At 65.5% G+C, this 24,908-nt stretch carries 23 protein-coding genes and 2 pseudogenes; 21 read left to right on the top strand and 4 right to left on the bottom strand.

The features are described 5' to 3' along the window. Nucleotides 1–13: 13 nt before the first annotated feature. On the bottom strand, nt 14–406 hold the full coding sequence (locus AC1DN0_RS31165; RefSeq protein WP_477146258.1) for a rhodanese-like domain-containing protein: 393 nt from the start codon (nt 404–406) through the stop codon (nt 14–16). A gap of 168 nt (nt 407–574) precedes the next feature. Here AC1DN0_RS31165 and AC1DN0_RS31160 point away from each other — a divergent pair, with 168 nt between their 5' ends. The 6 genes from AC1DN0_RS31160 to AC1DN0_RS31135 all read left to right on the top strand — a co-directional run bounded on the left by AC1DN0_RS31160 (nt 575) and on the right by AC1DN0_RS31135 (nt 6,705). Continuing rightward, nucleotides 575–1,657, top strand: coding sequence for a homocysteine S-methyltransferase family protein (locus AC1DN0_RS31160; RefSeq protein WP_035859084.1), 1,083 nt, complete (start codon nt 575–577; stop codon nt 1,655–1,657). Nucleotides 1,658–1,692: 35 nt separating this feature from the next. After that, nucleotides 1,693–4,440, top strand: a complete 2,748-nt coding sequence (gene metH, locus AC1DN0_RS31155; protein ID WP_441636165.1) for a methionine synthase — start codon at nt 1,693–1,695, stop codon at nt 4,438–4,440. 239 nt (nt 4,441–4,679) lie between these two features. After that, on the top strand, nt 4,680–5,009 hold the full coding sequence (locus AC1DN0_RS31150; RefSeq protein WP_035859082.1) for a hypothetical protein: 330 nt from the start codon (nt 4,680–4,682) through the stop codon (nt 5,007–5,009). 207 nt (nt 5,010–5,216) lie between these two features. Then, nucleotides 5,217–5,849 (top strand): response regulator, encoded by a 633-nt coding sequence (locus AC1DN0_RS31145; protein ID WP_035859081.1) that lies wholly within the window; start codon nt 5,217–5,219, stop codon nt 5,847–5,849. A gap of 188 nt (nt 5,850–6,037) precedes the next feature. Continuing rightward, nucleotides 6,038–6,445 carry a response regulator gene (locus AC1DN0_RS31140; RefSeq protein ID WP_035859079.1) on the top strand — a complete coding sequence of 136 codons (408 nt, stop codon included), beginning with the start codon at nt 6,038–6,040 and terminating at the stop codon, nt 6,443–6,445. A gap of 116 nt (nt 6,446–6,561) precedes the next feature. Next, nucleotides 6,562–6,705: an entericidin A/B family lipoprotein gene (locus AC1DN0_RS31135; RefSeq protein ID WP_477146257.1), complete on the top strand. Its 144-nt coding sequence runs from the start codon at nt 6,562–6,564 to the stop codon at nt 6,703–6,705. Between the two features lie 254 nt (nt 6,706–6,959). Here the strand turns inward: AC1DN0_RS31135 and AC1DN0_RS31130 are convergent. Further along, a pseudogene (locus AC1DN0_RS31130) lies at nt 6,960–8,318 on the bottom strand (CHASE3 domain-containing protein); the annotation flags it as partial. 297 nt (nt 8,319–8,615) lie between these two features. Here AC1DN0_RS31130 and AC1DN0_RS31125 point away from each other — a divergent pair. From AC1DN0_RS31125 to AC1DN0_RS31110, 4 genes are all read left to right on the top strand, one after another. Beyond that, on the top strand, nt 8,616–8,789 hold the full coding sequence (locus AC1DN0_RS31125) for a DUF1328 family protein (RefSeq protein WP_477146256.1): 174 nt from the start codon (nt 8,616–8,618) through the stop codon (nt 8,787–8,789). A 77-nt stretch (nt 8,790–8,866) separates the two neighbouring features. Next, a complete protein-coding gene (locus AC1DN0_RS31120; protein ID WP_441636170.1) occupies nt 8,867–9,028 on the top strand; it encodes a DUF1328 domain-containing protein in 162 nt (53 codons plus the stop codon). A 64-nt stretch (nt 9,029–9,092) separates the two neighbouring features. Beyond that, complete coding sequence (locus AC1DN0_RS31115; protein WP_441636172.1) at nt 9,093–9,518, top strand: glycine zipper domain-containing protein; 426 nt, start codon at nt 9,093–9,095, stop codon at nt 9,516–9,518. A 238-nt stretch (nt 9,519–9,756) separates the two neighbouring features. Continuing rightward, nucleotides 9,757–10,230 carry a ferritin-like domain-containing protein gene (locus AC1DN0_RS31110; RefSeq protein WP_441636182.1) on the top strand — a complete coding sequence of 158 codons (474 nt, stop codon included), beginning with the start codon at nt 9,757–9,759 and terminating at the stop codon, nt 10,228–10,230. A gap of 280 nt (nt 10,231–10,510) precedes the next feature. On the opposite strand, the gene AC1DN0_RS31105 is transcribed toward AC1DN0_RS31110, so the two are convergent. Next, nucleotides 10,511–10,834 (bottom strand): DUF1840 domain-containing protein, encoded by a 324-nt coding sequence (locus AC1DN0_RS31105; protein ID WP_441636174.1) that lies wholly within the window; start codon nt 10,832–10,834, stop codon nt 10,511–10,513. A 246-nt stretch (nt 10,835–11,080) separates the two neighbouring features. Here AC1DN0_RS31105 and argS point away from each other — a divergent pair, with 246 nt between their 5' ends. The 5 genes from argS to AC1DN0_RS31080 all read left to right on the top strand — a co-directional run bounded on the left by argS (nt 11,081) and on the right by AC1DN0_RS31080 (nt 16,242). Continuing rightward, nucleotides 11,081–12,874: an arginine--tRNA ligase gene (gene argS, locus AC1DN0_RS31100; RefSeq protein ID WP_477146255.1), complete on the top strand. Its 1,794-nt coding sequence runs from the start codon at nt 11,081–11,083 to the stop codon at nt 12,872–12,874. A 116-nt stretch (nt 12,875–12,990) separates the two neighbouring features. After that, nucleotides 12,991–13,758, top strand: coding sequence for an SPOR domain-containing protein (locus tag AC1DN0_RS31095; protein ID WP_441636178.1), 768 nt, complete (start codon nt 12,991–12,993; stop codon nt 13,756–13,758). Between the two features lie 77 nt (nt 13,759–13,835). Beyond that, a complete protein-coding gene (locus AC1DN0_RS31090; RefSeq protein ID WP_441636180.1) occupies nt 13,836–14,474 on the top strand; it encodes a thiol:disulfide interchange protein DsbA/DsbL in 639 nt (212 codons plus the stop codon). Nucleotides 14,475–14,611: 137 nt separating this feature from the next. Then, nucleotides 14,612–15,412 carry an SDR family oxidoreductase gene (locus AC1DN0_RS31085; RefSeq protein WP_441637513.1) on the top strand — a complete coding sequence of 267 codons (801 nt, stop codon included), beginning with the start codon at nt 14,612–14,614 and terminating at the stop codon, nt 15,410–15,412. Beyond that, nucleotides 15,409–16,242, top strand: coding sequence for a helical backbone metal receptor (locus tag AC1DN0_RS31080; RefSeq protein ID WP_441637515.1), 834 nt, complete (start codon nt 15,409–15,411; stop codon nt 16,240–16,242). The genes AC1DN0_RS31085 and AC1DN0_RS31080 overlap by 4 nt, the downstream gene beginning before the upstream one ends. Before the next feature lie 261 nt (nt 16,243–16,503). Here the strand turns inward: AC1DN0_RS31080 and AC1DN0_RS31075 are convergent, their stop codons facing one another. Beyond that, a complete protein-coding gene (locus AC1DN0_RS31075; protein WP_477104494.1) occupies nt 16,504–17,583 on the bottom strand; it encodes an MBL fold metallo-hydrolase in 1,080 nt (359 codons plus the stop codon). Nucleotides 17,584–17,802: 219 nt separating this feature from the next. Here AC1DN0_RS31075 and AC1DN0_RS31070 point away from each other — a divergent pair, with 219 nt between their 5' ends. From AC1DN0_RS31070 to AC1DN0_RS31045, 6 genes and pseudogenes are all read left to right on the top strand, one after another. Beyond that, nucleotides 17,803–18,240: a MerR family transcriptional regulator gene (locus AC1DN0_RS31070; protein ID WP_441637518.1), complete on the top strand. Its 438-nt coding sequence runs from the start codon at nt 17,803–17,805 to the stop codon at nt 18,238–18,240. 127 nt (nt 18,241–18,367) lie between these two features. Then, nucleotides 18,368–18,745: pseudogene (locus tag AC1DN0_RS31065) on the top strand (PaaI family thioesterase); the annotation flags it as partial. A gap of 36 nt (nt 18,746–18,781) precedes the next feature. Then, nucleotides 18,782–19,831, top strand: coding sequence for an isovaleryl-CoA dehydrogenase (locus AC1DN0_RS31060; protein ID WP_477146259.1), 1,050 nt, complete (start codon nt 18,782–18,784; stop codon nt 19,829–19,831). Nucleotides 19,832–19,896: 65 nt separating this feature from the next. Continuing rightward, entirely contained in the window at nt 19,897–21,504 is a 1,608-nt protein-coding gene (locus AC1DN0_RS31055) for a carboxyl transferase domain-containing protein (protein WP_477146254.1), read from the top strand. Between the two features lie 69 nt (nt 21,505–21,573). Then, a complete protein-coding gene (locus tag AC1DN0_RS31050; RefSeq protein ID WP_477104747.1) occupies nt 21,574–22,362 on the top strand; it encodes an enoyl-CoA hydratase/isomerase family protein in 789 nt (262 codons plus the stop codon). A gap of 112 nt (nt 22,363–22,474) precedes the next feature. Beyond that, the gene (locus tag AC1DN0_RS31045; protein WP_477146253.1) at nt 22,475–24,499 is read left to right on the top strand and encodes an acetyl/propionyl/methylcrotonyl-CoA carboxylase subunit alpha; all 2,025 of its coding nucleotides are present in this window, start codon (nt 22,475–22,477) and stop codon (nt 24,497–24,499) included. Nucleotides 24,500–24,908: the final 409 nt, after the last annotated feature.

The raw sequence follows: 24,908 nt of genomic DNA, 5'->3' as shown, positions 1-24,908 counted from the left end.
TTCCCAGTGTCTCTCAGTATTGTTCCCAGGGCAGGCCAGCATGGCGCCAGCCGTTGAGCGTATTGCGATGGCGTTCGGCGTCCAGGTCGCCCTCGAAGCCGTGCAGGACATTGTAGACCGTGGAGAACCCCGCGCCCTCCAGCGCTCTCGCGGCCGCTGTCGAGCGGTTGCCGCTGCGGCAGATCAGCAGCACAGGGCGGGCCGACGCCTGCCCCGCCAGCTTCTTCACCGACTGCACAAAATGCGGATTCACCTCCCAGTCCGGGCCATCGTTCCAGGGCACGTTGTGCGCCCCTTTCGGGTGTCCCACGAAGAGGTAGTCCATYTCGCTGCGGCAATCGATGAAGAGCGCATCGGGYGAYTCGCTGAGSAGAGTTTGCGCGTCGCCGGGACTAAGGTGTTGCATGGGAAAGGCTTCTCGGTAATGGGAAGGTTCCCCAGTGTAGGGCCGGGCGGTGCCATGCGGCAACCCGCGAGCGCCTTCGCGCGCACTGGCCTGCCCGCGTCCGTTATTCCGCAAACCATTGATGCAACTGATAAAATCGGACTCTTTTCCCTTGCTGTCGAGCCCCACATGAGCGCCGCCCCACGTCCCGCCTCGCTTCCTCCCGCGCGCCCCTATACCCGGGCGGCCAACCTGCCGGCCCTGCTGCGCGAGCGCATCCTGATCCTGGACGGTGCCATGGGCACCATGATCCAGCGCTACAAGCTGACCGAGGCGGACTACCGCGGCGAACGCTTCGCCGGGCACCATGTCGACGTCAAGGGCAACAACGAACTGCTGTTGCTGAGCCGCCCGCAGGTCATCAGCGAGATCCACGAGCAGTACCTGGCCGCCGGCGCCGACCTGATCGAGACCAACACCTTCGGTGCCACGGCCGTGGCGCAGGAAGACTACAAGATGGCGGACCTGGCGTACGAGATGAACGTCGTCGCCGCCAGGCTGGCGCGCGAAGCCTGCGACAAGTACAGCACGCCGGACAAGCCCCGCTTCGTGGCCGGCGCCTTCGGCCCCACGCCCAAGACCGCCAGCATCTCGCCGGACGTCAACGACCCGGGCGCGCGCAACGTGACCTTCGAGGAACTGCGCCATTCGTACTACGAGCAGGGCAAGGGTTTGCTGGAAGGCGGCGCAGACGTGTTCCTGGTGGAAACCATCTTCGACACGCTCAACGCCAAGGCCGCGTTGTTCGCTATCGACCAGTTGTTCGAGGACACTGGCGAGCGCCTGCCCGTGATGATCTCCGGCACCGTGACCGATGCCTCCGGCCGCATTCTGTCGGGCCAGACCGTCGAAGCGTTCTGGAACAGCCTGCGCCACGCCCGCCCGATCACCTTCGGCCTGAACTGCGCGCTGGGCGCCACGCTGATGCGCCCGTACATCGCCGAACTGGCCAAGATCTGCGACGCGGCCGTGTCGTGCTACCCCAATGCCGGCCTGCCCAACCCGATGAGCGATACCGGCTTCGACGAAACCCCGGAGGTCACGTCGTCGCTGGTGGAAGAGTTCGCCGCGTCCGGCCTGGTCAACCTGGTGGGCGGCTGCTGCGGCACCACGCCCGAGCACATCGCCGCCATCGCGCGGAGCGTGGCCAGCAAGAAGCCGCGCGCCTGGCCTGGCCAGTACCGCGACGGCGACGACCGTGCCGCCGCCTGAACATGCATCGCGAGCCCACAGAACAAGATCAAGCCATGACCAACGATACCCTGCCGTCGCGCCCGATGCGCCTGTCCGGCCTCGAGCCTTTCACCATCGATGAGGACACGCTCTTCGTCAACGTCGGCGAGCGKACCAACGTCACCGGCTCCAAGGCCTTCGCCCGCATGATCCTCAACGGCCAGTTCGACGAGGCGCTGGTGGTGGCCCGCCAGCAGGTCGAGAACGGCGCGCAGATCATCGATATCAACATGGACGAGGCCATGCTGGACTCGAAGGCCGCCATGGTGAGGTTCCTCAACCTGATCGCCTCCGAGCCCGATATCGCGCGCGTGCCCATCATGCTGGACTCGTCCAAGTGGGAAGTGATCGAGGCCGGCCTGCAATGCGTGCAGGGCAAGCCCGTGGTGAACTCGATCTCGCTTAAGGAGGGGGAGGAGCAGTTCCGTCATCACGCCGAGCTGATCCGCCGCTATGGCGCCGCTTCCGTGGTGATGGCCTTCGACGAGCAGGGCCAGGCCGATACCTTTGCCCGCAAGACCGAGATCTGCAAGCGCAGCTACGACATCCTGGTCAACGAAGTTGGCTTCCCGCCGGAAGACATCATCTTCGACCCGAACATTTTCGCGGTGGCGACCGGCATCGAGGAGCACAACAATTACGCGGTGGACTTCATCGAGGCCACCGCCTGGATCAAGCAGAACCTGCCGTACGCCAAGGTCAGCGGCGGCGTGTCCAACGTGTCGTTCTCCTTCCGCGGCAACGATGCTGTGCGCGAGGCCATCCACACCGTGTTCCTGTACCACGCCATCAAGGCGGGCATGGACATGGGCATCGTCAACGCCGGCCAGCTCGGCGTGTACGACCAGCTCGACCCCGAACTGCGCGAGCGCGTGGAAGACGTGGTGCTCAACCGCCGCGAGGACAGTACCGATCGCCTGCTGGAGATCGCCGACCGCTACAAGGGCGGCGGCGCGAAGAAAGAAGAAAACCTGCTGTGGCGCGGCACCCCGGAGAATCCGGTGCCGGTGGCCGACCGCTTGTCGCACGCGCTGGTGCATGGCCTGACCACCTTCATCGTGGAAGACACCGAGGAAGTGCGCCAGCACGTGGAAGCGCGCGGCGGCCGCACGATCGAGGTGATCGAAGGCCCGCTGATGGATGGCATGAATATCGTGGGCGACCTGTTCGGCGCCGGCAAGATGTTCCTGCCGCAGGTGGTCAAGAGCGCTCGCGTGATGAAGCAGGCCGTGGCTCACCTGCTGCCCTACATCGAAGAAGAGAAGCGCCTGCTGGCCGAGGCCGGCGGCGACGTCAAGGCACGCGGCAAGATCGTCATCGCCACCGTCAAGGGCGACGTGCACGACATCGGCAAGAACATCGTCTCGGTGGTGCTCCAGTGCAATAACTTCGAAGTGGTCAACATGGGCGTGATGGTCCCGTGCAACGAGATCCTGGCGCGCGCCAAGGTCGAGGGCGCGGACATCGTCGGTCTGTCCGGGCTGATCACGCCGTCGCTCGAGGAAATGGCCTACGTCGCTTCCGAGATGCAGCGCGACGACTACTTCCGCATCAAGAAGATCCCGCTGCTGATCGGTGGCGCCACCACCTCGCGCGTGCATACCGCGGTCAAGATCGCGCCGCACTACGAAGGCCCGGTGGTCTACGTGCCGGACGCCTCGCGCTCGGTCAGCGTGGCGTCGAGCTTGCTGTCCGACGAGGGCGCGACCAGGTACCTGGACGAGCTGAAGACCGACTACGAGCGCATCCGCCACCAGCACGCCAACAAGAAGGCCACGCCGATGGTGTCGCTGGCGAAGGCCCGCGCCAACAAGACGCCGGTGGACTGGAACGCCTACGTGCCACCCAAGCCGAAATTCATCGGTCGTCGCATCTTCCGCAACTACGACCTGACCGAGCTGGCCAACTACATCGACTGGGCGCCGTTCTTCCAGACCTGGGACCTGGCCGGCAAATTCCCCGACATCCTCAATGACGAGATCGTCGGCGAATCCGCCCGCCGCGTGTTCTCGGACGGCAAGGCCATGTTGTCGCGCCTGATCCAGGGCCGCTGGCTGACGGCCAACGGCGTGCTGGCGCTGCTGCCGGCCAACACCGTCAACGACGACGATATCGAGATCTACACCGACGAGACCCGCAGCCAGGTCGCGCTGACCTGGCACAACCTGCGCCAGCAGAGCGAGCGTCCGGTGATCGACGGCGTGATGCGGCCCAACCGGTGCCTCGCCGATTTCGTCGCGCCCAAGGACAGCGGCGTCGCGGACTACATCGGCGTGTTCGCCGTCACCGCCGGCATCGGCGTGGACAAGAAGGAAGCGCAGTTCGAGGCCGACCACGACGACTACAGCGCGATCATGCTCAAGTCGCTGGCCGACCGCCTGGCCGAAGCCTTCGCCGAATGCCTGCACGAACGCGTGCGCAAGGATCTGTGGGGCTACGACGCCGGCGAGGTGCTGACCAACGAGCAACTGATCGCCGAAAGCTATCGCGGCATCCGTCCGGCCCCGGGCTATCCGGCCTGCCCGGAACACACCGTCAAGGGCCCGATGTTCGACTATCTCAATACGGCCGAGATCGGCATGGGCATCACCGACTCGCTGGCGATGACGCCCGCGGCCTCGGTGAGCGGCTTTTACCTGGCGCATCCGGAGTCCACGTACTTCTCCGTGGGCAAGATCGGACAGGACCAGCTCGACGACATGGTGGCGCGCCGTGGCGAAGAACGCAGCGTGCTGGAGCGCGCGCTCGCGCCTAACCTGTAACCGCATGCGTGCGGCGGCGGCGGCGTTTTGTGCCCCCGCGCCGCCGCAAGCCGTTGGGCAAGCAGGGGAAAAGCTTCTCCGGGCCTGCCGATGTGACTTTGTAAGTTCTTCACCACTCCTTACAAGGCATTACATCTCCTAACAGACCGCGCGGCTCCGCATCCCTAGACTGAGGGCTCACATCAAGTGAACACCGCAGCGAATGTTTCGCGGCGGCGCAAACTGCCAGGAGCCTCTCAATGAATAAACTGCTGATCTCCCTTTCCGCTCTCTCGATCGCTGCCGCTTCCTCGCTGGCCATGGCGCAAGGTACCGGCGTTGATGCGAAGGCTGGTGCCACCGGCGCCATCTCGGCGCCCGCGGTCAGCGCGCCCGCAGACAAGGGTGCGGCGGCTGGCGCAGGCGTGAACGCCGGCCTGGACGCCAAGGCAGACGCTGCTACCGGCGCGCAGGCAAAGCCCACCGCCAAGACCAAGAAGCACACCAGCCACGCCAAGAGCAAGAAGGGCGAAGCCGCGGCCGACACCAGCGCGGCCGCCGATACCGGCGCGGCGACCAAGGTCCAGTAAGCCTGGGCCGGCAAGCCTGGAGCGCGCCGAGCGGTGCGCGGCCGGGCTGGAACGAAAGGGACGGGTTCAACCCGTCCCTTTTTCGTTCGCGCGGCCTGCACGGGGCGTGTCAGCCTTACACCGACATTCGCGCGGCTTTGCAAGCTCTACAATGCATTAGCCCCGCCGCTCCCGAGAGCTGGGGCATCCATGCCCAGGGAGAATCCCATGATTCGCGTTTTGATCGCCGACGATCACCAGATCGTGCGCGCTGGTCTGCGCCAGTTCATTGCCGACGAGCCCGATATCCGGGTGGAAGGGGAAGCTGCCAGCGGCGACGAAGTGATGACGCGCCTGCGTGAGCTCGAGTTCGATGTCGTGGTACTCGATATCTCGATGCCCGATCGCAATGGCATCGACGTGCTCAAGCTGCTGCGCCAGCGGCATCCCGACCTTCCGGTGCTGATCCTTTCCACCTATCCGGAAGACCAGTACGCCATCAACCTGATTCGCGCCGGCGCGTCCGGCTACCTGACCAAGGAAAGCGCGCCTGACGACCTGGTCAAGGCGATCCGCACCGTGGCCCAGGGCCGGCGCTATGTCAGCGCGAACGTGGCGGACCTGCTCATTGGCGGGCTGGATAAGCCGACCAATCAGCCGCTGCACCAGACCTTGTCCAAGCGCGAGTTCCAGATTTTCTGCAAGCTTTCGCGCGGCCAGTCGGTCTCGGTGATCGCCGAGGAACTGTTCCTGAGCGTCAAGACGGTAAGCACGTACCGCTCGCGCATTCTCGAAAAGATGGGCATGAAGACCAATGCCGACCTGACCTACTACGCCATCAAGAACGGTCTGGTGGAGTAGGCGGCGCGGGCGCGATGCCCATTCCCCTGCGTTTGCTATCCTGCGTGGCCCGCCTCCGGATGCCGCCCGCGGTGGCCCTGCAAGCCGTGGATGCGGCGTTGCCGGAACGGAAATCCCCCGCCCGCGCGGCGCCGCTGTAGGACGGACGCCGATAGTTTCTCTCCATACTCTGTTGCTACCATTAAGTCATGTTGGATCAAGCCGCAGCCCCTTCGTATCGAGCGCTGCGGGTCCTGCTAATCGAGGACTCGGCGGTCTTGCGAGGTATGTTGCTTGAATACCTGAGCGCATTCCCGTTTGTCGAGACTGTCGATTGGGCGGATACCGAAAGCTCGGCGCTGCGCCTCTACGAGGCGGGCAAGTACGAGGTCGTCATCGTCGATCTGCAATTGCGGCAAGGCAATGGCATCAATGTACTTCGTGCCATGCAGAAGACCCACGCATCTGGCATCCGCATCGTGTACACCAATCACGCCCAGGTGCCCACTTACCGGCGCCAGTGCACCGAGGCCGGGGCGGACTATTTTTTCGACAAGTCGCTCGAACTTGAGCAGGTGTTCCGCGTCATCGAGGAATACGCGCAGTCGGGCGATTGAATTGTTCGCGTTCTTGTCTTGGGACGGTGGCATTGGATGACGCATCAGATCAGTCCGGCAGTACCGGTAGTCCCTATCGCGGCCATGCCGCGTCAACCTAGAGCAAGGAGAAGATCATGAGAAAGCTGATGGCGCTGTGTGCCCTGGCGGTTGTCGTCCTGGTGACCGGTTGCAACACGATGRCCGGCGCCGGCAAGGATATCGAAAAGGGCGGCGAGAAGGTGCAAGGCGCCGCCGAGAGCACCAAGCAGAAAATGTAAGGCGCGAATCGCTGCGCCCGGACGGGCACGGCAAAGCAAAAGGGGCTCCGCGGGGCCCCTTTTTGCTTTGGCTGGTCGTATTACGGCCCAGTATCCTGGCCCTGCTGGCGCGGCGCCTCGCCGCCGGGCGTGGCCGTGGGTGTGCCGGCTGGCGTGCTTGCGGCCATGCTCGCCGGGGCGACCACCGGCGTATCCGGCGGCGCACTTTCAGGCTCATGATCGCCGAAATCGTCATCTTCCTCGCGCGGCGGCGCTACGATGGCATCGGTGAGCGGCACCTCGACCCGGATGGTCACGCCCGCGCCGGCCTCCGAGCGGATGTCCAGCGTGCCGCCCAGCGCAATCACGCGCTGCTCCATGCCCAGCAGGCCGTGGTGGCCAACGCTGCGCCGCGATTCGAAGTCCGCCGGCAGCCCGCGCCCGTTGTCGCTCACGGTCAGCAGAAGCACGCCGTCGGCGCAATCCAGCGTAATGGCCACGCGCCTGGCATCGGCATACTTGCTCGCGTTGGTCAGCGACTCCTGCACGATACGGTAAAGCGCGATGGCTGCGTCGTCGCGCAGCGGCGGCACCGCTTCGGCAAGCTGCACATCCGAGTCCCACTGGTTGCGCGCGGCGACCTCCTCCACCAACTGGCCGATGGCTTCCTTCAGGCCCAGGTTGAGCAGCACCGTGGGGCGCAGGTCTTCGATCAGGCGCCGCTTGATCTGGATGCCCTGGTCGACATGCAGCATCACGCGGGTGAGTTTTTCCGCCACGTCGGGATGGGATTCCTGTATGCGGCGGCGCACCCAGTGCATATCGAGCTTGGTGGCGGTCAGGATGGCGCCGAGTTCGTCGTGCAGCTCGCGCGCCAGCCGCGTCTTCTCGTCCTCGGTAACACGTTGCAGGTGAGAGGCCAGTGCCGATAGCTGGCGGGTGCGCGCGCGCACCATGCTGTCCAGACGCGCGCTTTCTTCTTCCAGCTCGCTGCGCGCGGCTTCCGATACCGCCATGCGCCGCGAATGCTGCAAGCCCACCACGATCAGCAGCACGATATTGATGGCGGTCAGCAGGCCAATGCCGTAACGCGACAGCGCGAGGTCGCGGTCGGCATACTCCAGGCTTTGCGACACCGATCCGGCTTCGCGCTGGAGCAGTGCCTCCAGCCCGCGCCGCGCGTTGTCCATGGTCTGCTTGCCGAAGTCGGTGCGCACCAGGTCCAGCGCCACTTCCACGTCGCGCTTGCCGTAGATCAGCGTCAGGTCCATCTCGGTCAGCTTGCGGTTGACGGCGGTAGACGCCTGCGTGAACAGCTGGAGCGCTTCCGCGTCGTCCGCGTAGCGGTTGCGCAGTGCGCTCATCAGCGCATTGATGCGGGGCAATGCCTGGTAATAGGGTTGCAGGTAGCTCTCCTTGCCTGTCAGCAGGAAGCCGCGCTGGCCCGCCTCGGCATTGACCAGCTCGCCAAGCAGTGCGGTGATCTGGCCCTGCACCTGCTGCGACTGGATAACCTGCGTATATCCCTGTCGCAAGCGGATGTTGCCCGCCTCGGAGGCGATCAGCACCACTACGGTAAGCACGATGCCGCCCGCTAGCAGCAAAGTGGAGCGCAACATTGACTGCTTGAACATTGTCGTTTCCCGAAAACGGGTGCCTGGCCGGTGGGCGTTCCCGCGCCGCGTGGCGCGGGGCGAGGTCCGGGCCAGGCATGCACCCTGTCGGCGTCGATGGAAGCACATCGACGGCCCCCGGTCAACCTGCAGTGCGCGGCCGCTGCGCGCGAGGCCGCGCCAATCCGGATCCTGTAGGAATTGGCTGACAAGGGAATCGGTGCGCCATCGGTGTCTGCGCGGCGAGGCGGTTTCTACCATGTAGCCATGACCTTGCGCGGTCTCGCGCAAGCCAGCGAGGGAAGAGGGAGAACGTCAATGCTGAAATGGGCGCTTATTTTCGCTGTGGTTTCCGTGGTCGCCGGCCTGCTTGGATTTACAGGTATCGCTGCCGGCGCCGCCGGCATTGCCAAGATCCTGTTCTTCATCTTCCTGGTGCTGTTCGTACTGTTCCTTGTCCTGGGCGTGACCGTGYTCAAAGCGGTGAAATAGCCAGGCGCCAGGTGCTGCCACTTGCCAGGCCCGCGCCGCGTGGCGCGGTAGCGCAATTCACTTAGGGAGCCATCACCATGTTGCACTACGCAGTCGTGTTCTTTGTCATCGCCCTGATTGCCGCCGTGTTCGGCTTTGGGGGCATCGCAGCAGGCGCGGTCGAAATCGCCAAGATCCTGTTCTTCATCTTCCTGGTGGTCGCCCTTGTGACCTTCGTGATCGGCCTGGTCAGGCGCTAGGCGGAGGCGGAGCACAGCACGAACGGAATCACAGAGCGTCCTCAGACGAAACGGAGATAAGGCGATGCTGACCAACAACCCGAAGGTCCGAAAGGAAGTGAACCACCTGGCCGATAGTGCCGAGAGCACGGTCCGCCAGATCAGGCATGCCGCGCGCGATACCCGCGATGCTGCGGGGCCGGTTGCCGGCGAGGTCAGGGCACTGATCGCGCAACTCGAGCAAACCATGGAAGTGCTGGGGCGCGAAGGCTCGTCCGAAGCCGTGCAGGCAGGACGCCGGCTGCATGAGCGCACGCGTGCACTGGGCGGCCACCTGCGCCGTGCCACGCTGGATGGCGCAAGCCGGGCACGAGAGCGCGTCGACCACGCCGTGGACGGGGTTCAGCAGAGCGTGGCTGCATCGCCACTGAAGGCGATCGGCATAGCAGCGGCTGTGGGCGCATTCGTCGGTTTGCTGCTGGCTGCCAACGGACGCAACAGAGAGGACTGATGCGCCGCGTCCGACCGCACCGAAGCACGCACTGAAACAGGTCGAAGCCCATCGTAATTGCGCAGGCCTGGCAGAGCCCATTCCCCAATCCCACAGGAGCATGATCGCCATGGACACCCCGGTTACAGAGAAGCCCGCCGTCGGCAAAGGCAAGAACCAGCAGTCCCGGAACGAGAAAGGCGTGAGCGGCGGCTTCCTGTCCGACGTCAAGACATTGCGCGAGCGCGCCCGCAAGCATATGGAGGATGGCGCCGTCACGCAGGACTACGGCGCGGACCGCACTACCGTGCTGAAGCTCCTCAACGAGGCGTTGGCCACCGAACTGGTCTGCGTACTGCGCTACCGGCGCCACTACTTCATGGCCAAGGGAATTCACGCCGAGCCGGTTGCCGCCGAGTTCAAGGTCCACTCCGACGAAGAACAGGGCCATGCCGACCGCATCGCGGCGCGCATCGTACAGCTTGGCGGGGCGCCCGATTTTTCGCCGGACACCCTGTCGGCGCGTAGCCACTCCGAATACGTCGAGGCCGGATCGTTGACCGACATGATCAGGGAAAACCTGGTGGCCGAGCGTATTGCCATCGAGAGCTATCGGGAGATGGTGCAGTACATGGGCGATCGCGATCCGACCACGCGCCGCATGCTGGAAGAAATCCTTGCAGTCGAGGAAGAGCACGCGGACGAACTTGCGGACTTGCTGGTCAAGGGCTAGCAATCCGGCGCCGTTAGTGATTCATGCGCCTCATCGAATAAAGCGATTCTTCCCCCTTCCGGATCGACTCCCTGATCCGGCGCGCCCGGCCAGGAACATTGGCCGGGCCATTTTTATGTCAATCCGGGATTTCGGGCGGAGGGGGGAGGCGGTGCGAGGGCGAAGCTAGAATGCGCCGCCAGCGGAAAGGGTGCCGGCGGCAAGGGCACTGCCGCGGCGGGGGCGCCGCCAGGCGGCGCCTGCCTCCGCTACTATGGGCTGTTCAGGTCCGGTGCGGCGCCTACACGCCCCACATGACCTCGGTGTTCTCGCGCAGGGAAGCGCGCAGCATGTCGAGGAATGGGTAGGCCCGCTGGCCCAGGTGCAAGGGCTCCTCCTCCTGGTCCTCCTCCTGCTTGCCCGGTGATACCGACGACTCGGCCGGGTGCACCTTCTTGGCGTCCGTCACCGCGGCTTCCAGTTTGTGGATGCAGCGGGGCAGTTCCTCGGTGGTGATCACCCCGCGCTCTCCCAGGTGCTTGCCGATAATCCCCAGGAGCGTGACGGCAAGATCCCTCATCATGATGAGGTCTTGCGACGCGTGGGATTTGAAGGTGATCAGCATGATTTATCCTTTCCTTGGCGTACAGCGAAGTACATGACCGCGCGGCTTGTCCGGGACTCGGTCCAGGGGGCGCAACGGCCGGTTTCAGGCCCGCTGCATGATGTCAGCATAGCACCTGATAAAATTCCGCGTTCTGCAATTCATTRCCTGCCACGCGGCGCGGCCTCCACATGCCGCCCGTGACGGTGCCGCCGCTTCCGGACCGCCGCGGCGGCACCAGACAACCGCCTCAGGGCCACGACATCCATGCTGCCAGTTCAGACCACCAACCTTGCCGCTGCGTTCAACGACGCGGTGCGCGCACTCGCTCCGGCCGACGCCGCCCTGCCCGCTGCCACCTTCGAACGCCCCAAGGTGGCCGCCCACGGCGACCTGGCCTGCAACCTCGCCATGCAGGTTGCCCGCTCGCTCAAGCGCAACCCGCGCGAGCTGGCCCAGCAGATTGTCGATGCGGTCAAGGCCGATGCGCGTACCGCCGGCCTGGTGGCCGGGCTTGAGATTGCCGGTCCCGGCTTTATCAACCTGCGCCTGACGCCGGCCGCCAAGGCCGACGTGCTGCGCGCGGTGCTCGAGCAGGGCAACCGCTATGGTGCCCAGGAGCAGGGCGCGCGCGGCAAGGTGCTGGTCGAGTTCGTCTCGGCTAACCCGACCGGTCCGCTGCACGTGGGCCACGGCCGCCAGGCGRCGCTGGGCGATGCGCTTGCCAACCTGCTGGACTGGCAGGGTTTCGCCGTGCACCGCGAGTTCTATTACAACGACGCCGGCGTGCAGATCCAGACCCTGGCGACCTCCGTGCAGGCGCGTGCCCGCGGCCTCAAGCCGGGAGATGCCGGCTGGCCTGAATCGGCCTACAACGGCGACTATATCGCCGACATCGCCGCCGACTTCCTGGCCGGCAAGACCGTGCGCGCATCCGACGGCGACGCCGTGACGGCCTCCGGCAACGTCGAGGACATCGAGTCGATCCGCAAGTTTGCCGTGGCCTACCTGCGCAACGAGCAGGACATCGACCTGCGGGCGTTCGGCGTCAAGTTCGACCGCTACTACCTGGAATCGTCCCTCTACAGCGACGGCAAGGTAGAGGCCACGGTGAAATCGCTGGTGGACAAGGGCAAGACCTACGAGAACGAGGGCGCGCTGTGGCTGCGCACCACCGACGACGGCGACGACAAGGACCGCGTCATGCGCAAGGGCGACGGCACCTATACCTACTTCGTGCCGGACGTGGCCTACCACACCAGCAAGTGGGAGCGCGGCTTCACCAAGGTCATCAACGTGCAGGGCAGCGACCACCACGGCACCATCGCGCGCGTGCGCGCGGGACTGCAAGGGCTGGAAATCGGCATCCCCGTGGGCTACCCCGACTACATCCTGCACAAGATGGTCACCGTCATGAAGAACGGCGAGGAGGTCAAGATCTCCAAGCGCGCCGGTTCCTATGTGACCGTGCGCGACCTGATCGAATGGAGCAACGGCGCGGAAGGCGGCGAGACCATCCGCGGCTGCCTGGAAGCCGGCGTGGCGGACTGGCCCGAGCACTTCACGCGCGGGCGCGATGCGGTGCGCTTCTTCCTGCTGTCGCGCAAGGCGGACACGGAATTCATTTTCGATGTCGACCTCGCGCTCAAGCAGAACGACGAGAACCCGGTGTATTACGTGCAGTACGCCCATGCCCGGATCTGCTCGATCTTCGAATCCTGGGGCGGCGCCGACTGGGAAGCCAAGCTTCCCGCGCTGGCCGGCGCCGACCTGGCGCCCGTGACCGGCCCCGATGCCACCCCGCAGGCGCTCGCGCTGGGCCAGCGCCTGGCCGATTTCCCGGACATGCTGGCGGCGGCGGCGGACGAACTGGCGCCGCACGCGGTCGCCTTCTACCTGCGGGACGTGGCGGGCGATTTCCATGCCTTCTATAACTCCGACCGCGTGCTGGTGGATGACGAGGCCGTCAAGCTGGCCCGTCTGGCGATGCTGGCCGCGACGCGGCAGGTGTTGCGCAACGGGCTGGCGGTGATCGGTGTCTCGGCGCCGCAACGGATGTAAACGCCCCGCGCCGGGGGCTCCCCCCCTGGCACGGGCAAGCGTGTCGTCTTGACCACAGACAGTGATGCCGGGATTGGCGCAGGCTCTATAATCGCGCCATCACGCTAGAGGAATTCATGCAACAGCAACGCAAGCGCGCCCTGCGCAATGCCAGCCGCGCCCCGCAGCGCGGAGGTACGTTCCTGGGACTGGTGCTGGGCCTGATCGTCGGCCTGGCGATCGCGGTAGTGGTCGCCCTGTACATCACCAAGTCGCCGGCGCCATTCCAGCAAAAGGGCGCTCAGAAGCCGTCCGAGCCCGGCAATATCGTCAGCAACCTGCCGGCCCCGGCGCAGGAAGCCCCGACGGATCCCAACAAGCCGCTGTGGAGCAAGACGCCGGCCAAGCCCGTCGGGCCTGCCGCCGAGCCCGAGCAGCCCGCCGGTCCGGCGCCCACGGTGAAGCCGCCTGAGCGCCAGCCCCCGGTGGCCGCCAACCGGCCCGCCGAAAAACCGGCTGAGAAGCCGACCGAGAAGCCGACCGAGAAGCCCGCGGAAAAACCGGCCGAGAAGCCCGCGCAGAAACCGGCGGAAAAGGCCGCCGAGAAGCCGGCCGAGAAGCCCGTCGCCGACCCGATCGCCGAGATCGCCCAGGCCGATGCCAACAAGGTCGGCTACCTGCTGCAGGTGGGCGCCTTCCGTTCGCAGGACGACGCTGACCGCCAGAAGGCCAACCTGGCCATGCAGGGTTTCGAGGCCAAGGTGACCGAGCGCGACGTCAATGGTGTCAAGCTCTATCGCGTGCGCCTGGGGCCGTTCAACAAGATCGAAGATATGAACCGCGCGCGCGACCGGCTGCAGTCGTCGGGCTTCGAAGCTTCGGTGATCCGTTTTACCAAGCAGTAACAACCCGGGGCGTTCGCTGAACCGGAACGCCCCGCCGCTGTCATACGCTCATTGCCCATTTTCGAAAGCCGCGCCATATGAAGAAACTCGCCACCTTGTTCGCCACGCTGGTCGCTGTGACCGGTTTCCTGATGACCGCACCTGCCCAGGCAGCCACGCCCACCTCGGGCAAGGAATATCAGGTCCTGAAAGCGCCGCAGCCCGTCGCGCCGGGCAAGATCGAAGTCACCGAGTTCTTCTGGTACGGCTGCCCGCACTGCTTCGATTTCGAGCCCGAGCTGGAAGCCTGGGTGAGCAAGCAAGGCAAGGACGTCGTGTTCAAGCGCGTGCCGGTGGCCTTCCGCGACGACCTGCTGCCGCACACCAAGATCTTCTATGCGCTGGAATCCCTCGGCAAGCTTGACGCCATGCACAGCAAGGTCTTCAGCGCCATGCACGTCGACCGCAAGCGCATGCTGGACCCGAACGAGATCGCCGACTTCATGGCCAAGAACGGCATTGACCGCAAGGCGTTCCTCGACGCCTACAACTCGTTCTCCGTGACCACCAACTCGCAACGCGCCAACAAGATCGCGGACGCCTACAAGATCGACGGCGTGCCGACCATCGTGGTGCAGGGCAAGTACGTGACCTCGCCGTCCATCGCCGGCACCAAGGGCGCGGCCATCCAGACCTTGGATTACCTTGTCGGCCAGGTCCGCGACAAGAAGATGTAAATTCCCTGCGGCGGCCAGCCCTGGCCGCCAGCGGTCGACCGGCACCGCCGGCGCCGGCGTGGCGCAGCGGCGTCCGGCCCGCGCCGGGATGGGGCTGTCGGCATGAACAGTGTTGCAGTTTCCCCAGGACCCACCCGATGCGAGCACTGAAAGTCTTTCTTACCGGCGCGTCGAGCGGACTCGGCCAGGCCCTGGCGCGCGAGTACGCCGCGCAGGGCGCCATCCTCGGACTGGTTGGCCGGCGCGAAGACGTGCTGCGCGAATTTGCCCGCAGCCTGCCCAACCCCAACGCCGTGCGCGTTTATGCCGCGGACGTGCGCGATGCCGCCGCCATGCAGCTCGCCGCTCAGGACTTCCTCGATCATTTTGGCTGTCCGGATGTGGTGATCGCCAACGCCGGCGTATCGGTCGGCACCGTGGCCAGCGAGCGCGAGGATCTTGAAGCTTTCCGCATGGTGATGGACACCAACTGGTTCGGCGTGCTCACTACCTTCCAGCCGTTCATGCAGCCCATGCGCGAGCGCGCTCCCGGCGCCGGCGGCTGGCGGGGCACGCTGGTCGGCATTGCCAGCGTGGCCGGCGTGCGCGGGCTGCCCGGCGGCGGCGCCTACAGCGCCTCCAAGTCCGCCGTGATCAAGCTGCTCGAAAGCCTGCGCCTGGAACAGCGCCGCGAGCGCATCCGCGTGGTCACCATCGCACCCGGCTATATCCGCACGCCGATGACCGAGCACAATCCCTATCGCATGCCTTTTCTGATGGATGCCGACGTATTCGCCCGCAAGGCGGTGCGTGCCATTGCCGCAGGCCGCCGCTTCGCCGTGCTGCCGTGGCAGATGGGCGTGGTGGCGTCCATCCTGCACCTGATGCCGCGCTGGCTTTACGATGCGCTTTTCTCGCGCGCGCCGCGCAAGCCGCGCAGCCAGGACAAGCAGTCATGACCTGGCAGGATGCCGCAGGCGTCTTGCATGGCCCCGCTGCCGGGGAGGTGCGTATCGCTTCGCTGGTGCCATCGGTGACGGAGCTGTTGTTTGCGCTGGGGCTGGGGCCGCAGGTGGTGGCGCGCACTGGCTTTTGCATTCATCCCGAGCCTGCCGTGCGTGCCGTTGCCAAGGTGGGCGGCACCAAGGATGTCAAGCTTGAGCGCCTGAGGGCGCTGGCGCCTACGCATGTGGTGGTCAATATCGATGAGAACCGCCGCGAGACGGTCGATGAGATCCGGGGGTTCGTTCCGCATGTGATCGTGACTCACCCGTGTGCGCCTGAGGATAATCTTGCGCTTTATCGCTTGCTTGGCGGCATTTTCGGCCGGGTTGCCGAAGCTGAGTCGCTATGCGAGGCGATGGAGTTCGAGCTGGCGCAGGTGCGTGGCCGGATTTGGCCCGGGCGCAAGGTGCTGTATGCGATCTGGCAGGATCCGTGGATGACGGTGTCCAGGGATACCTATATCAGTCGCATGCTGGCGTTGGTCAACTGGCAGACCTGGCCTTCGGCGCGAGCCATGCCGGAAGCCTGTGTCGACGGGGATTGCAGCCGGCCCAATACGGCGGACACCCGCTATCCGAGTTTTCGCTGGAGCGAGGGGCTGGTGCGGGAGATTGATCTGGTTTTGCTTTCCAGTGAGCCTTATCGGTTTACCGAGGCGCATGTGGATGCGCTGGAGCGGCAGATCGGGAAGGAGGTTTTGCTGATCGATGGGGAGATGGTTTCGTGGTATGGGAGTCGGGCTGTTGAGGGGGTTGGGTATTTGGCGCGGTTTGCGGCTGGCTGACTTCGAAGTTAAAGGCTTAAAGTCAAAGACAGTTTCACCACCCCTGCGGGGCGGCGACCTACTTTCTTGTCTTGCCAAGAAAGTAGGCAAAGAAGGCGCGCCGGATGGGGCGCCCCCCCCCTCGCCCCATACGGCCTGGTACACCTTGATGGCTCGCTTCGCATTGCGCTGGGGGGCGGCCCGCCTTTCGGGCGCGCCACATGGCTACTGCCGGTTGGCTATGCTGTTTTCGGTCCGTATGCCTAGCCCGGGACTTCGATGTCAGGCCAACATCCTGAACCTGACTACGCCGTCGGCCCCGACTTCCCGGCTGACTTCCCCCGCGTGCCACAACAGGTGCAAGTGGGCCAGCGCTTCGCCCATCGCGAACGTCATCTGGTGAATATCAAATTGCCGCTTGAACATGACGCCGACGATGTCATGCGCATTGCACGGCTTTTCCGCGCAGGCCGCGCGCGTCTCGGCCAGGCGGTCTACATGGTGCTCGCGCAGTTGCCTGATCCGCGTATGCAGGTTCCGGAAGGGCTTGCCATGCGACGGGAGGATCAGCACATCCTCGGGCAGCGGCTCGTACTTGCCGAGGGAGTCCAGGTATAGCTTGAGCGGATTGGCTTCCGGTTCCATGTCGAACACGCTGACATTGGTGGAGATGCGCGGCAGCACCATGTCGCCGGAAATCAGCACATTGATGCCGGCGTTGTATAGCGCGACGTGTTCGGGCGCATGGCCAAAGCCGGTGATCACGCGCCAGCCGGACCTGGCGGGGTCGGTGCCGATATTGACGATATCGCCGTCCATCATGCGCCGGTACTGGGTGGGCAGGTCGGGCACCAGCGACGGGTAGTAGCTCTTGCGCGCGCGCAGCTTTTCCAGGCTGTCGGGGTCGGTCAGGCCGTGGCGGGCGAAGTGGCTGGCGGCGAAGTCGCCGCCGGCGTTGGAGCCAACGCCGCCCCCGCCACCCATCACGCGGGCGTTCATATAGTCGCCCAGGCTCATCCATAGCCGTGCGTCCCAGCGCTTGCACAGCCAGTGCGCCAGGCCGATGTGGTCGGGGTGGCAGTGCGTGGCCAGCACGCGCAGCACCGGCAGGCCTTCGAGTTCGTTGGCGAATATGGTTTCCCAGTGCGCCTTGATGGTGTCGTTGGTGACGCCGCAGTCGATGATGGTCCAGCCGTCTTGGCCGTCGATGCGGTCGCGTACCAGCCACAGGTTGATGTGGTCCAGCGCGAAGGGCAGGGGCATGCGGAGCCAGTAGACGCCAGGCGCGACTGCCTGCCGCGCGCCGCCTGCGGGCATGGTGTCGCCAAACGGATATTGGAGTTGGTGTTCGAGTGCGTTCATGGGGAGTCTCTCTCTCGTCCGAAGCCCTGTGCATGCGCTGCCGCATGCAGGCGGGCTTTCTCGTTGTCACGGTAGCCGTCGCAAAATGGCGATGCACGCCACGGTTGCCAGCCGCCTTGCTTGACGCTAACGTTAACGTCAACTGGAGCGGGYTTTTTCAATATTAAGCGAAAACTTCATTCTGTACCGAACGACCGTTCACTTTTTTACTGGGTCACCATGCCAGATTCGCCAGCCACGCCGACGTACACCATCACCGATCTCGCCCGCGAGTTCGATGTCACGCCCCGCGCTATCCGTTTCTATGAGGACCAGGGCTTGCTGTCGCCCGAGCGCGAAGGCCCGAGCGGGCGCAAGCGTGTCTATAACGGGCGCGAGCGCACCCGCCTGAAGCTCACGGTGCGGGGCAAGCGGCTGGGCCTGACGCTGAACGAAATCCGCGAGATCCTGGATCTCTACGAATCGCCGCGCGACACAGCACCGCAGCTCGAGCGCTTCCTGCACTCGCTGGCGCACCATCGCGGCACGCTGGAGCGCCAGCTCGAGGACCTGCAGGCGCAGCTTGCGGAAATCGATCAGCATGAACGGCATTGCCGGGCACTGCTGGCGGCCCAGACAGGTGCGGAAGGCCCTGCGGACGAGGCAAAAAGCGCCTGATGCGGCATTATCATTCGGTCTTTGGTGGATTTGATTGACGTTTACGTAAACGTAAATAGAATAGCTTCTCAGCCCATCGTCCGCGCCGGGCCTCTGCGTTGCCGGCCGGCGAACAAAAGGAAAGCCCATGCCTCTCGCCGTCGAATCCACTTCCTTGCCGGCCGCGCGCGCGGACGCGATCGCCACCAGCTTCGCCCGCCAGGGCCTGATGACCACCTTCGGCGCGGCGCTGACACGGGTGACGCGCGGCGAGGTCGAGATCGCCATGCCGTGGTCCGAGGGCGTGACCCAGCAGCACGGTTTCTTCCACGGTGGCGCCGTGGGGGCGCTGGCCGACAGTGCCTGCGGCTACGCGGCGCTGTCGATGGTTGGCGAGGGTGAGGCGGGGCTGACCGCGGAGTACAAGATCAACCTGCTGTCGCCGGCCAAGGGCGAGCGCCTGGTAGCGGTGGGCCGCGTGCTCAAGCCCGGCCGCACGCTGATCGTGGCGCAGGGCGATGTATTCACCGAGACCGCTGGCGTGCGCAAGGCGGTGGCCACCATGCTGATGACCTTGTGCGTGGTGCGCACGCTCATGCTGCGCGAGTCCGTGCGCAACTGGGCGCAGGCCGAACTCGCTCCGCGCGCCGCGGAGATCGACCGCACCGACCAGTTCCCGATGGACGCCTGGAAGAAGATGGGCGATCTCGGCGTGCTCGGCATCACCGTGGCGGAGGAGTACGGTGGCGCCAATATGGGCTACCTGGCCCACATGATCGCGATGGAAGAGATCAGCCGCGCTTCCGCCTCGGTCGGCCTGTCCTACGGCGCGCACTCCAACCTGTGCGTGAACCAGATCCACCGCAAYGGYACCCCCGCGCAAAAAGCCAAATACCTGCCGAAGCTGGTCTCCGGCGAYTGGATCGGCGCACTGGCCATGAGCGARCCCAACGCCGGCTCCGACGTGGTGAGCATGAAGCTGCGCGCCGACTTCAAGGGCGACCGCTACGTGCTCAACGGCACCAAGATGTGGATCACCAACGGCCCGGACTGCGATGTGCTGGTGGTCTACGCCAAGACCGAGCCGGACCTGGGCGCGCGCGGCATGACCGCCTTTATCGTCGAGAAGGGCATGAAGGGCTTCTCGGTGGCACAGAAGCTGGACAAGCTGGGCATGCGCGGCTCGCACACGGGCGAGCTGGTGTTCCAGGACGTCGAAGTGCCGGTCGAGAACATCCTCGGCGCGGAAAACGCCGGCGCCAAGGTGCTGATGAGCGGGCTGGACTACGAGCGCGCGGTGCTCTCCGGCGGCCCGGTCGGCATCATGCAGGCCTGCATGGACGTCATCACCCCCTACATCCACGACCGCAAGCAGTTCGGCCAGAGCATTCGCCAGGTGCGCAAGGACTGCGCCGCGGTCATCCTGTACACCGCCGAGAAGGCCACCTGGATGGCCGGCGAGTCGGTGCAGATCCTGGGCGGCAACGGCTATATCAACGAATACCCGGTCGGCCGGCTGTGGCGCGACGCCAAGCTGTAYGAGATCGGCGCSGGCACGTCGGAAATCCGGCGCATGCTGATCGGGCGCGAGCTGTACGCCGAAACGGCGTAAGCTGCCCTGCCGGCCTGCGCCGCCGCGATCACTGCACGCCATAAAAGAACAGAGACCCGACACCTATGCCCACGCTYGAAACCAAACTCAATGCTCGCTCGGAATCCTTCCGCGCCAATGCCGACGCCATGCAGGCGCTGGTCGCCGACCTCAAGGCGAAGATCGCCAGGCTGGCCGAAGGCGGCGGCGAAGAAGCCCGCGCCAAGCACCTCGGGCGGGGCAAGCTGCTGCCGCGCGATCGCGTGCAGCAACTGCTCGATCCGGGCACGCCGTTCCTGGAACTGTCGCAGCTCGCGGCTTATGACATGTACGACAATGCCGCGCCCGGCGCCGGCATCATCACCGGCATAGGCAGCATCGCCGGGCAGGAATGCGTGATCGTCTGCAATGACGCTACCGTCAAGGGCGGCACCTACTACCCGCTCACCGTGCGCAAGCACCTGCGCGCGCAGGAAATCGCCGAGCAGAACAACCTGCCCTGTATCTACCTGGTGGATTCCGGCGGCGCCAACCTGCCCAACCAGGACGACGTCTTCCCTGACCGCGATCACTTCGGCCGCATCTTCTACAACCAGGCCAACCTGTCCAAGCAAGGCATCCCGCAGATCGCGGTGGTGATGGGTTCGTGCACGGCGGGCGGAGCCTACGTGCCGGCGATGAGCGACGAGTCCATCATCGTCAAGAACCAGGGCACGATTTTCCTGGGCGGCCCGCCGCTGGTGAAAGCGGCTACCGGTGAAGAAGTCACGGCCGAAGACCTGGGCGGGGCAGACGTGCACACACGCCTCTCGGGCGTGGCCGATTACTTCGCGCAGAACGACGCGCACGCGCTGTCGCTGGCGCGCAATATCGTGCAGCACCTGAACCGCCGCAAGCCGGACCAGATCCGCCTGCACGAGCCCCTGCCCCCGCGTTATCCGGTGGAAGAACTGTATGGCGTGATTCCTACCGACACGCGCAAGCCGTATGACGTGCGCGAAGTCATTGCACGCATCGTGGACGATTCGGATTTCGACGAATTCAAGGCGCGCTACGGCACCACGCTGGTTTGCGGTTTTGCGCGGATCTGGGGCTATCCGGTCGGCATCATCGCCAACAATGGCATCCTGTTCTCGGAATCGGCGCTGAAGGGCGCGCACTTCATCGAGCTGTGCTGCCAGCGCAAGATCCCGCTGGTGTTCCTGCAGAACATCACCGGTTTCATGGTGGGCCGCAAGTACGAGAACGAAGGCATTGCGCGCAACGGCGCCAAGATGGTGACGGCGGTGGCGACGGCGCAGGTGCCGAAGTTCACGGTGCTAATCGGCGGCTCSTTYGGCGCSGGCAAYTACGGCATGTGCGGSCGCGCSTATTCGCCSMCCTTCCTGTGGATGTGGCCGAACGCGCGKATCTCGGTGATGGGCGGCGAGCAGGCGGCCAGCGTGCTGGCTACCGTGCGCCGCGACGGCATCGAGGCCAAGGGCGGCAGCTGGAGCGCCGAGGAAGAGGACAAGTTCAAGCAGCCTATCCGCGACCAGTACGAGCACCAGGGCCACCCCTACTACGCCAGCGCGCGGCTGTGGGACGACGGCGTGATCGATCCCGCGCAGACGCGCACGGTGCTGGGCCTGGGCTTGTCGGCCAGCCTGAACGCGCCGATCGGCGAGATGAAGTTCGGCGTGTTCCGCATGTGATCGCGCGCCGTGATCGCACGCGCAAATGCCCCGGATATTGAATCGCACCGCATCGCACAGGACACAACCATGGAATTCACCACCCTGACCGTCACCGCCGCGCAGCACGTGGCCACCGTCACGCTGAACCGGCCGGACGTGCGCAACGCCTTTAACGAGACCGTGATCGCCGAGCTGACCGGCGCCTTCCGCGCGCTGGGCAGCGAGCCCGCGGTGCGTGCCATCGTGCTGGCGGGCAATGGCCCGGCCTTCTGCGCGGGCGCGGACCTGAACTGGATGAAGAAGATGGCCGGCTACTCGCACGACGAGAACCGGTCCGATGCGCTGACCCTGGCGCAGATGCTGCACACGATCTGGGCCTGCCCCAAGCCCGTGATTGCACGCATCCACGGCGACACCTATGCCGGCGGCGTGGGCCTGGTTGCGGCCTGCGACATCGCCGTGGCCGCTGAGCCGGTGAATTTCTGCCTGTCGGAAGCGCGCCTGGGCCTGTTGCCCGCCACCATCAGCCCCTATGTGATCCGCGCCATGGGCGAGCAGGCCGCGCGCCGCTACTTCATCACGGCCGAGCGCTTCGGCGCCGCCGAGGCGCTGCGGCTGGGCTTTGTGCATGAGGTGGTGCCGGCCGACGCGCTGGATGCCAAGGTGGCCGAACTGGCCGCCGCGCTGGTGGCCAACAGCCCCAACGCCGTGCGCGAGAGCAAACGGCTGGTGCAGGAGGTGCCGGGCCGGGCCATCGACGATGCGCTGCTGGCCGATACCGCCGACCGCATTGCGGCGATCCGCGCCTCGGAAGAAGGCCGCGAGGGCGTGCGTTCCTTCCTGGAAAAACGCTCGCCGTCCTGGCGGCCTGCCTGAGCGAACCTCCAGCCAGCCCCCAGCCAATCAAGCGCCGTGCTGCACGGGTAGCCGCCGAACCACCCGCGCGGCCATCGCAGCCACGCCGCCAGAACTAAAACTAGGAACAGCCATGTTCAACAAGATCCTGATCGCCAACCGCGGCGAAATCGCCTGCCGCGTGGCAGCCACCTGCCGCCGCCTTGGCATCCGCACGGTAGCGGTCTACTCCGACGCCGACGCCAACGCGCGCCATGTGGCGCTGTGCGACGAGGCCGTGCACATCGGCGGTGCCGCCGCGCRCGACAGTTACCTGCGCGGCGACCACATCATCGAGATGGCCAAGGCGACCGGCGCGCAGGCGATCCATCCGGGCTACGGCTTCCTCTCCGAAAACGACGGCTTCGCCGATGCCTGCGCCGCGGCGGGTCTGGTCTTTATCGGCCCGCCGGCATCGAGCATCCGCGCCATGGGCAGCAAGAGCGCGGCCAAGCGCCTGATGGAAGAAGCCGCGGTGCCGCTGGTGCCGGGCTATCACGGCGAGGACCAGGACCCGGCGCTGCTGCGGCACGAGGCCGACCGCATCGGCTACCCGGTGCTGCTGAAAGCCAGCGCCGGCGGTGGCGGCAAGGGCATGCGCGTGGTGGAAGCCAGCGAAGGCTTCGAAGCCGCGCTGGCTTCGGTGCAGCGCGAGGCCAGCGCCAGCTTCGGCGACGACCGCGTGCTGGTGGAGAAATACCTGACCCGCCCGCGCCATATCGAAATCCAGGTGTTCGCCGACACGCACGGCAACTGCGTCTACCTGTTCGAGCGCGACTGCTCGGTGCAGCGGCGCCACCAGAAGGTGCTGGAGGAAGCCCCGGCGCCCGGCATGAGCGAGGAACGCCGGCGGGCGATGGGCGAAGCCGCCGTTGCGGCGGCGCAGGCCGTCGGCTATGTCGGCGCGGGCACCGTTGAGTTCATCGCCAACCAGGACGGCTCGTTCTACTTCATGGAGATGAACACCCGCCTGCAGGTGGAGCATCCCGTCACCGAGATGATCACCGGGCAAGACCTGGTGGAATGGCAATTGCGCGTGGCCTCGGGCGAGCCGTTGCCGCTGAAGCAAGATCAGCTTCGCATCCACGGCCACGCGCTGGAAGCACGCGTCTACGCCGAGAATCCCGACAAGGGGTTCCTGCCCTCCACCGGCACGCTGCGCTACCTGCGCACCCCGGCGGCGGTGACGTTCGCCCTTGGGCATGACGGCGACGGCCCGGCCGGCGTCCGCATCGATTCCGGCGTGCGCGAGGGCGACACCATCAGCCCCTACTACGACCCCATGATCGCCAAGCTGATCGTGTGGGGCCGCGACCGCGAGGAAGCGCTCGCCCGCATGGCGCAGGCGCTGGCGGAGTATCACGTGGTGGGCCTTTCGACCAATATCGCCTTCCTGCAACGGCTGGTGACTTCGCAGGCGTTCCGCACCGCCGACCTCGACACCGGGCTGATCGAACGCAACCAGGCAGCATTGTTCCCGCCGCCGGCGCAGGTGGGCACCGAGACCATCGCGCTGGCGGTAGCGGCGCTGATGGATGCGGAAACCCGCGCGCGGCGCGTCGATCCGGCGGATGCGCATTCGCCGTGGCAAAACGCCGGGGCATGGCGCTTGAACGGCGACGCCAGCAGCCAGTTCCGCCTGCGCACCAGCGAAGGTGAAACGCTTGCCAGCCTGCGCAGCGATGGCGGCAAGCAATGGCTCACCGTGGGCGAGCAGACCGTGCCCTTCCGCGCCACCACCCAGGCCGGCGGCTACGCGCTTGACCTTGGCGCGCGCACCGTCAAGGGCAGCGCCCATATCGACGGTGAAACGCTTTACGTGTTCAGCGGCGCGCAGCAAACCCGGCTGGAGGTCATCGACCCGCTCGCCCACGCGGGCACGGCCGATGCCGAGGGCGGCAAGCTGGTGGCACCGATGCCGGGGCGCATCATCGCGGTGATGGTCCAGGCTGGCGCCGTCATCGGCAAGGGTGATCCGCTGATCGTGATGGAAGCCATGAAGATGGAGCACACGCTGACTGCGCCCGCTGACGGTGTGGTGCAGGAAGTGCTCTATGCCATTGGCGATCAGGTGCAGGATGGCGCGCAGTTGGTCACGTTGGAAGATGTTGTGGTGTGAGTGGATGCCTTTTTTTGGGGCTGCTTGTAGCCCCGCTGACGCGGGGGGATGCGTTTGTTGGGCGGGGTTTTATTGCTTCTAGCTGCTGTCGCGGCTGTGCGGGGTTGGCCGTTTACGCACACGGAGGTGTCACTTTTCTTTACTCGTAAAGAAAAGTAACCAAAAGAAAGCGATCCTTGCAGGAGGCTGGCGTGTCGGGCTTACGCAGCCCATTGGATTCGTCGTCAGGCCCCGGGTTCTAATAGCCTCGTGCCGTCACCGGTTCGGAGCACCACGACCCAGCCAATGCCCAGGGATTCGTGGTGGTCCCCCCGGTAGCGGCCACCGCGAATTTCAGGCCGTCTGTCGCTCGCGGCGCGGACGGCCACGAAGTTGCAAGCGCGGCGCGGACGGCCACGAAGTTGCAAGC

Source organism: Cupriavidus sp. 05N39 (assembly GCF_056397325.1).
The sequence above is the reverse complement of the archived record's forward strand: the minus strand, read 5'-3'. Positions and strand labels throughout refer to the sequence as shown.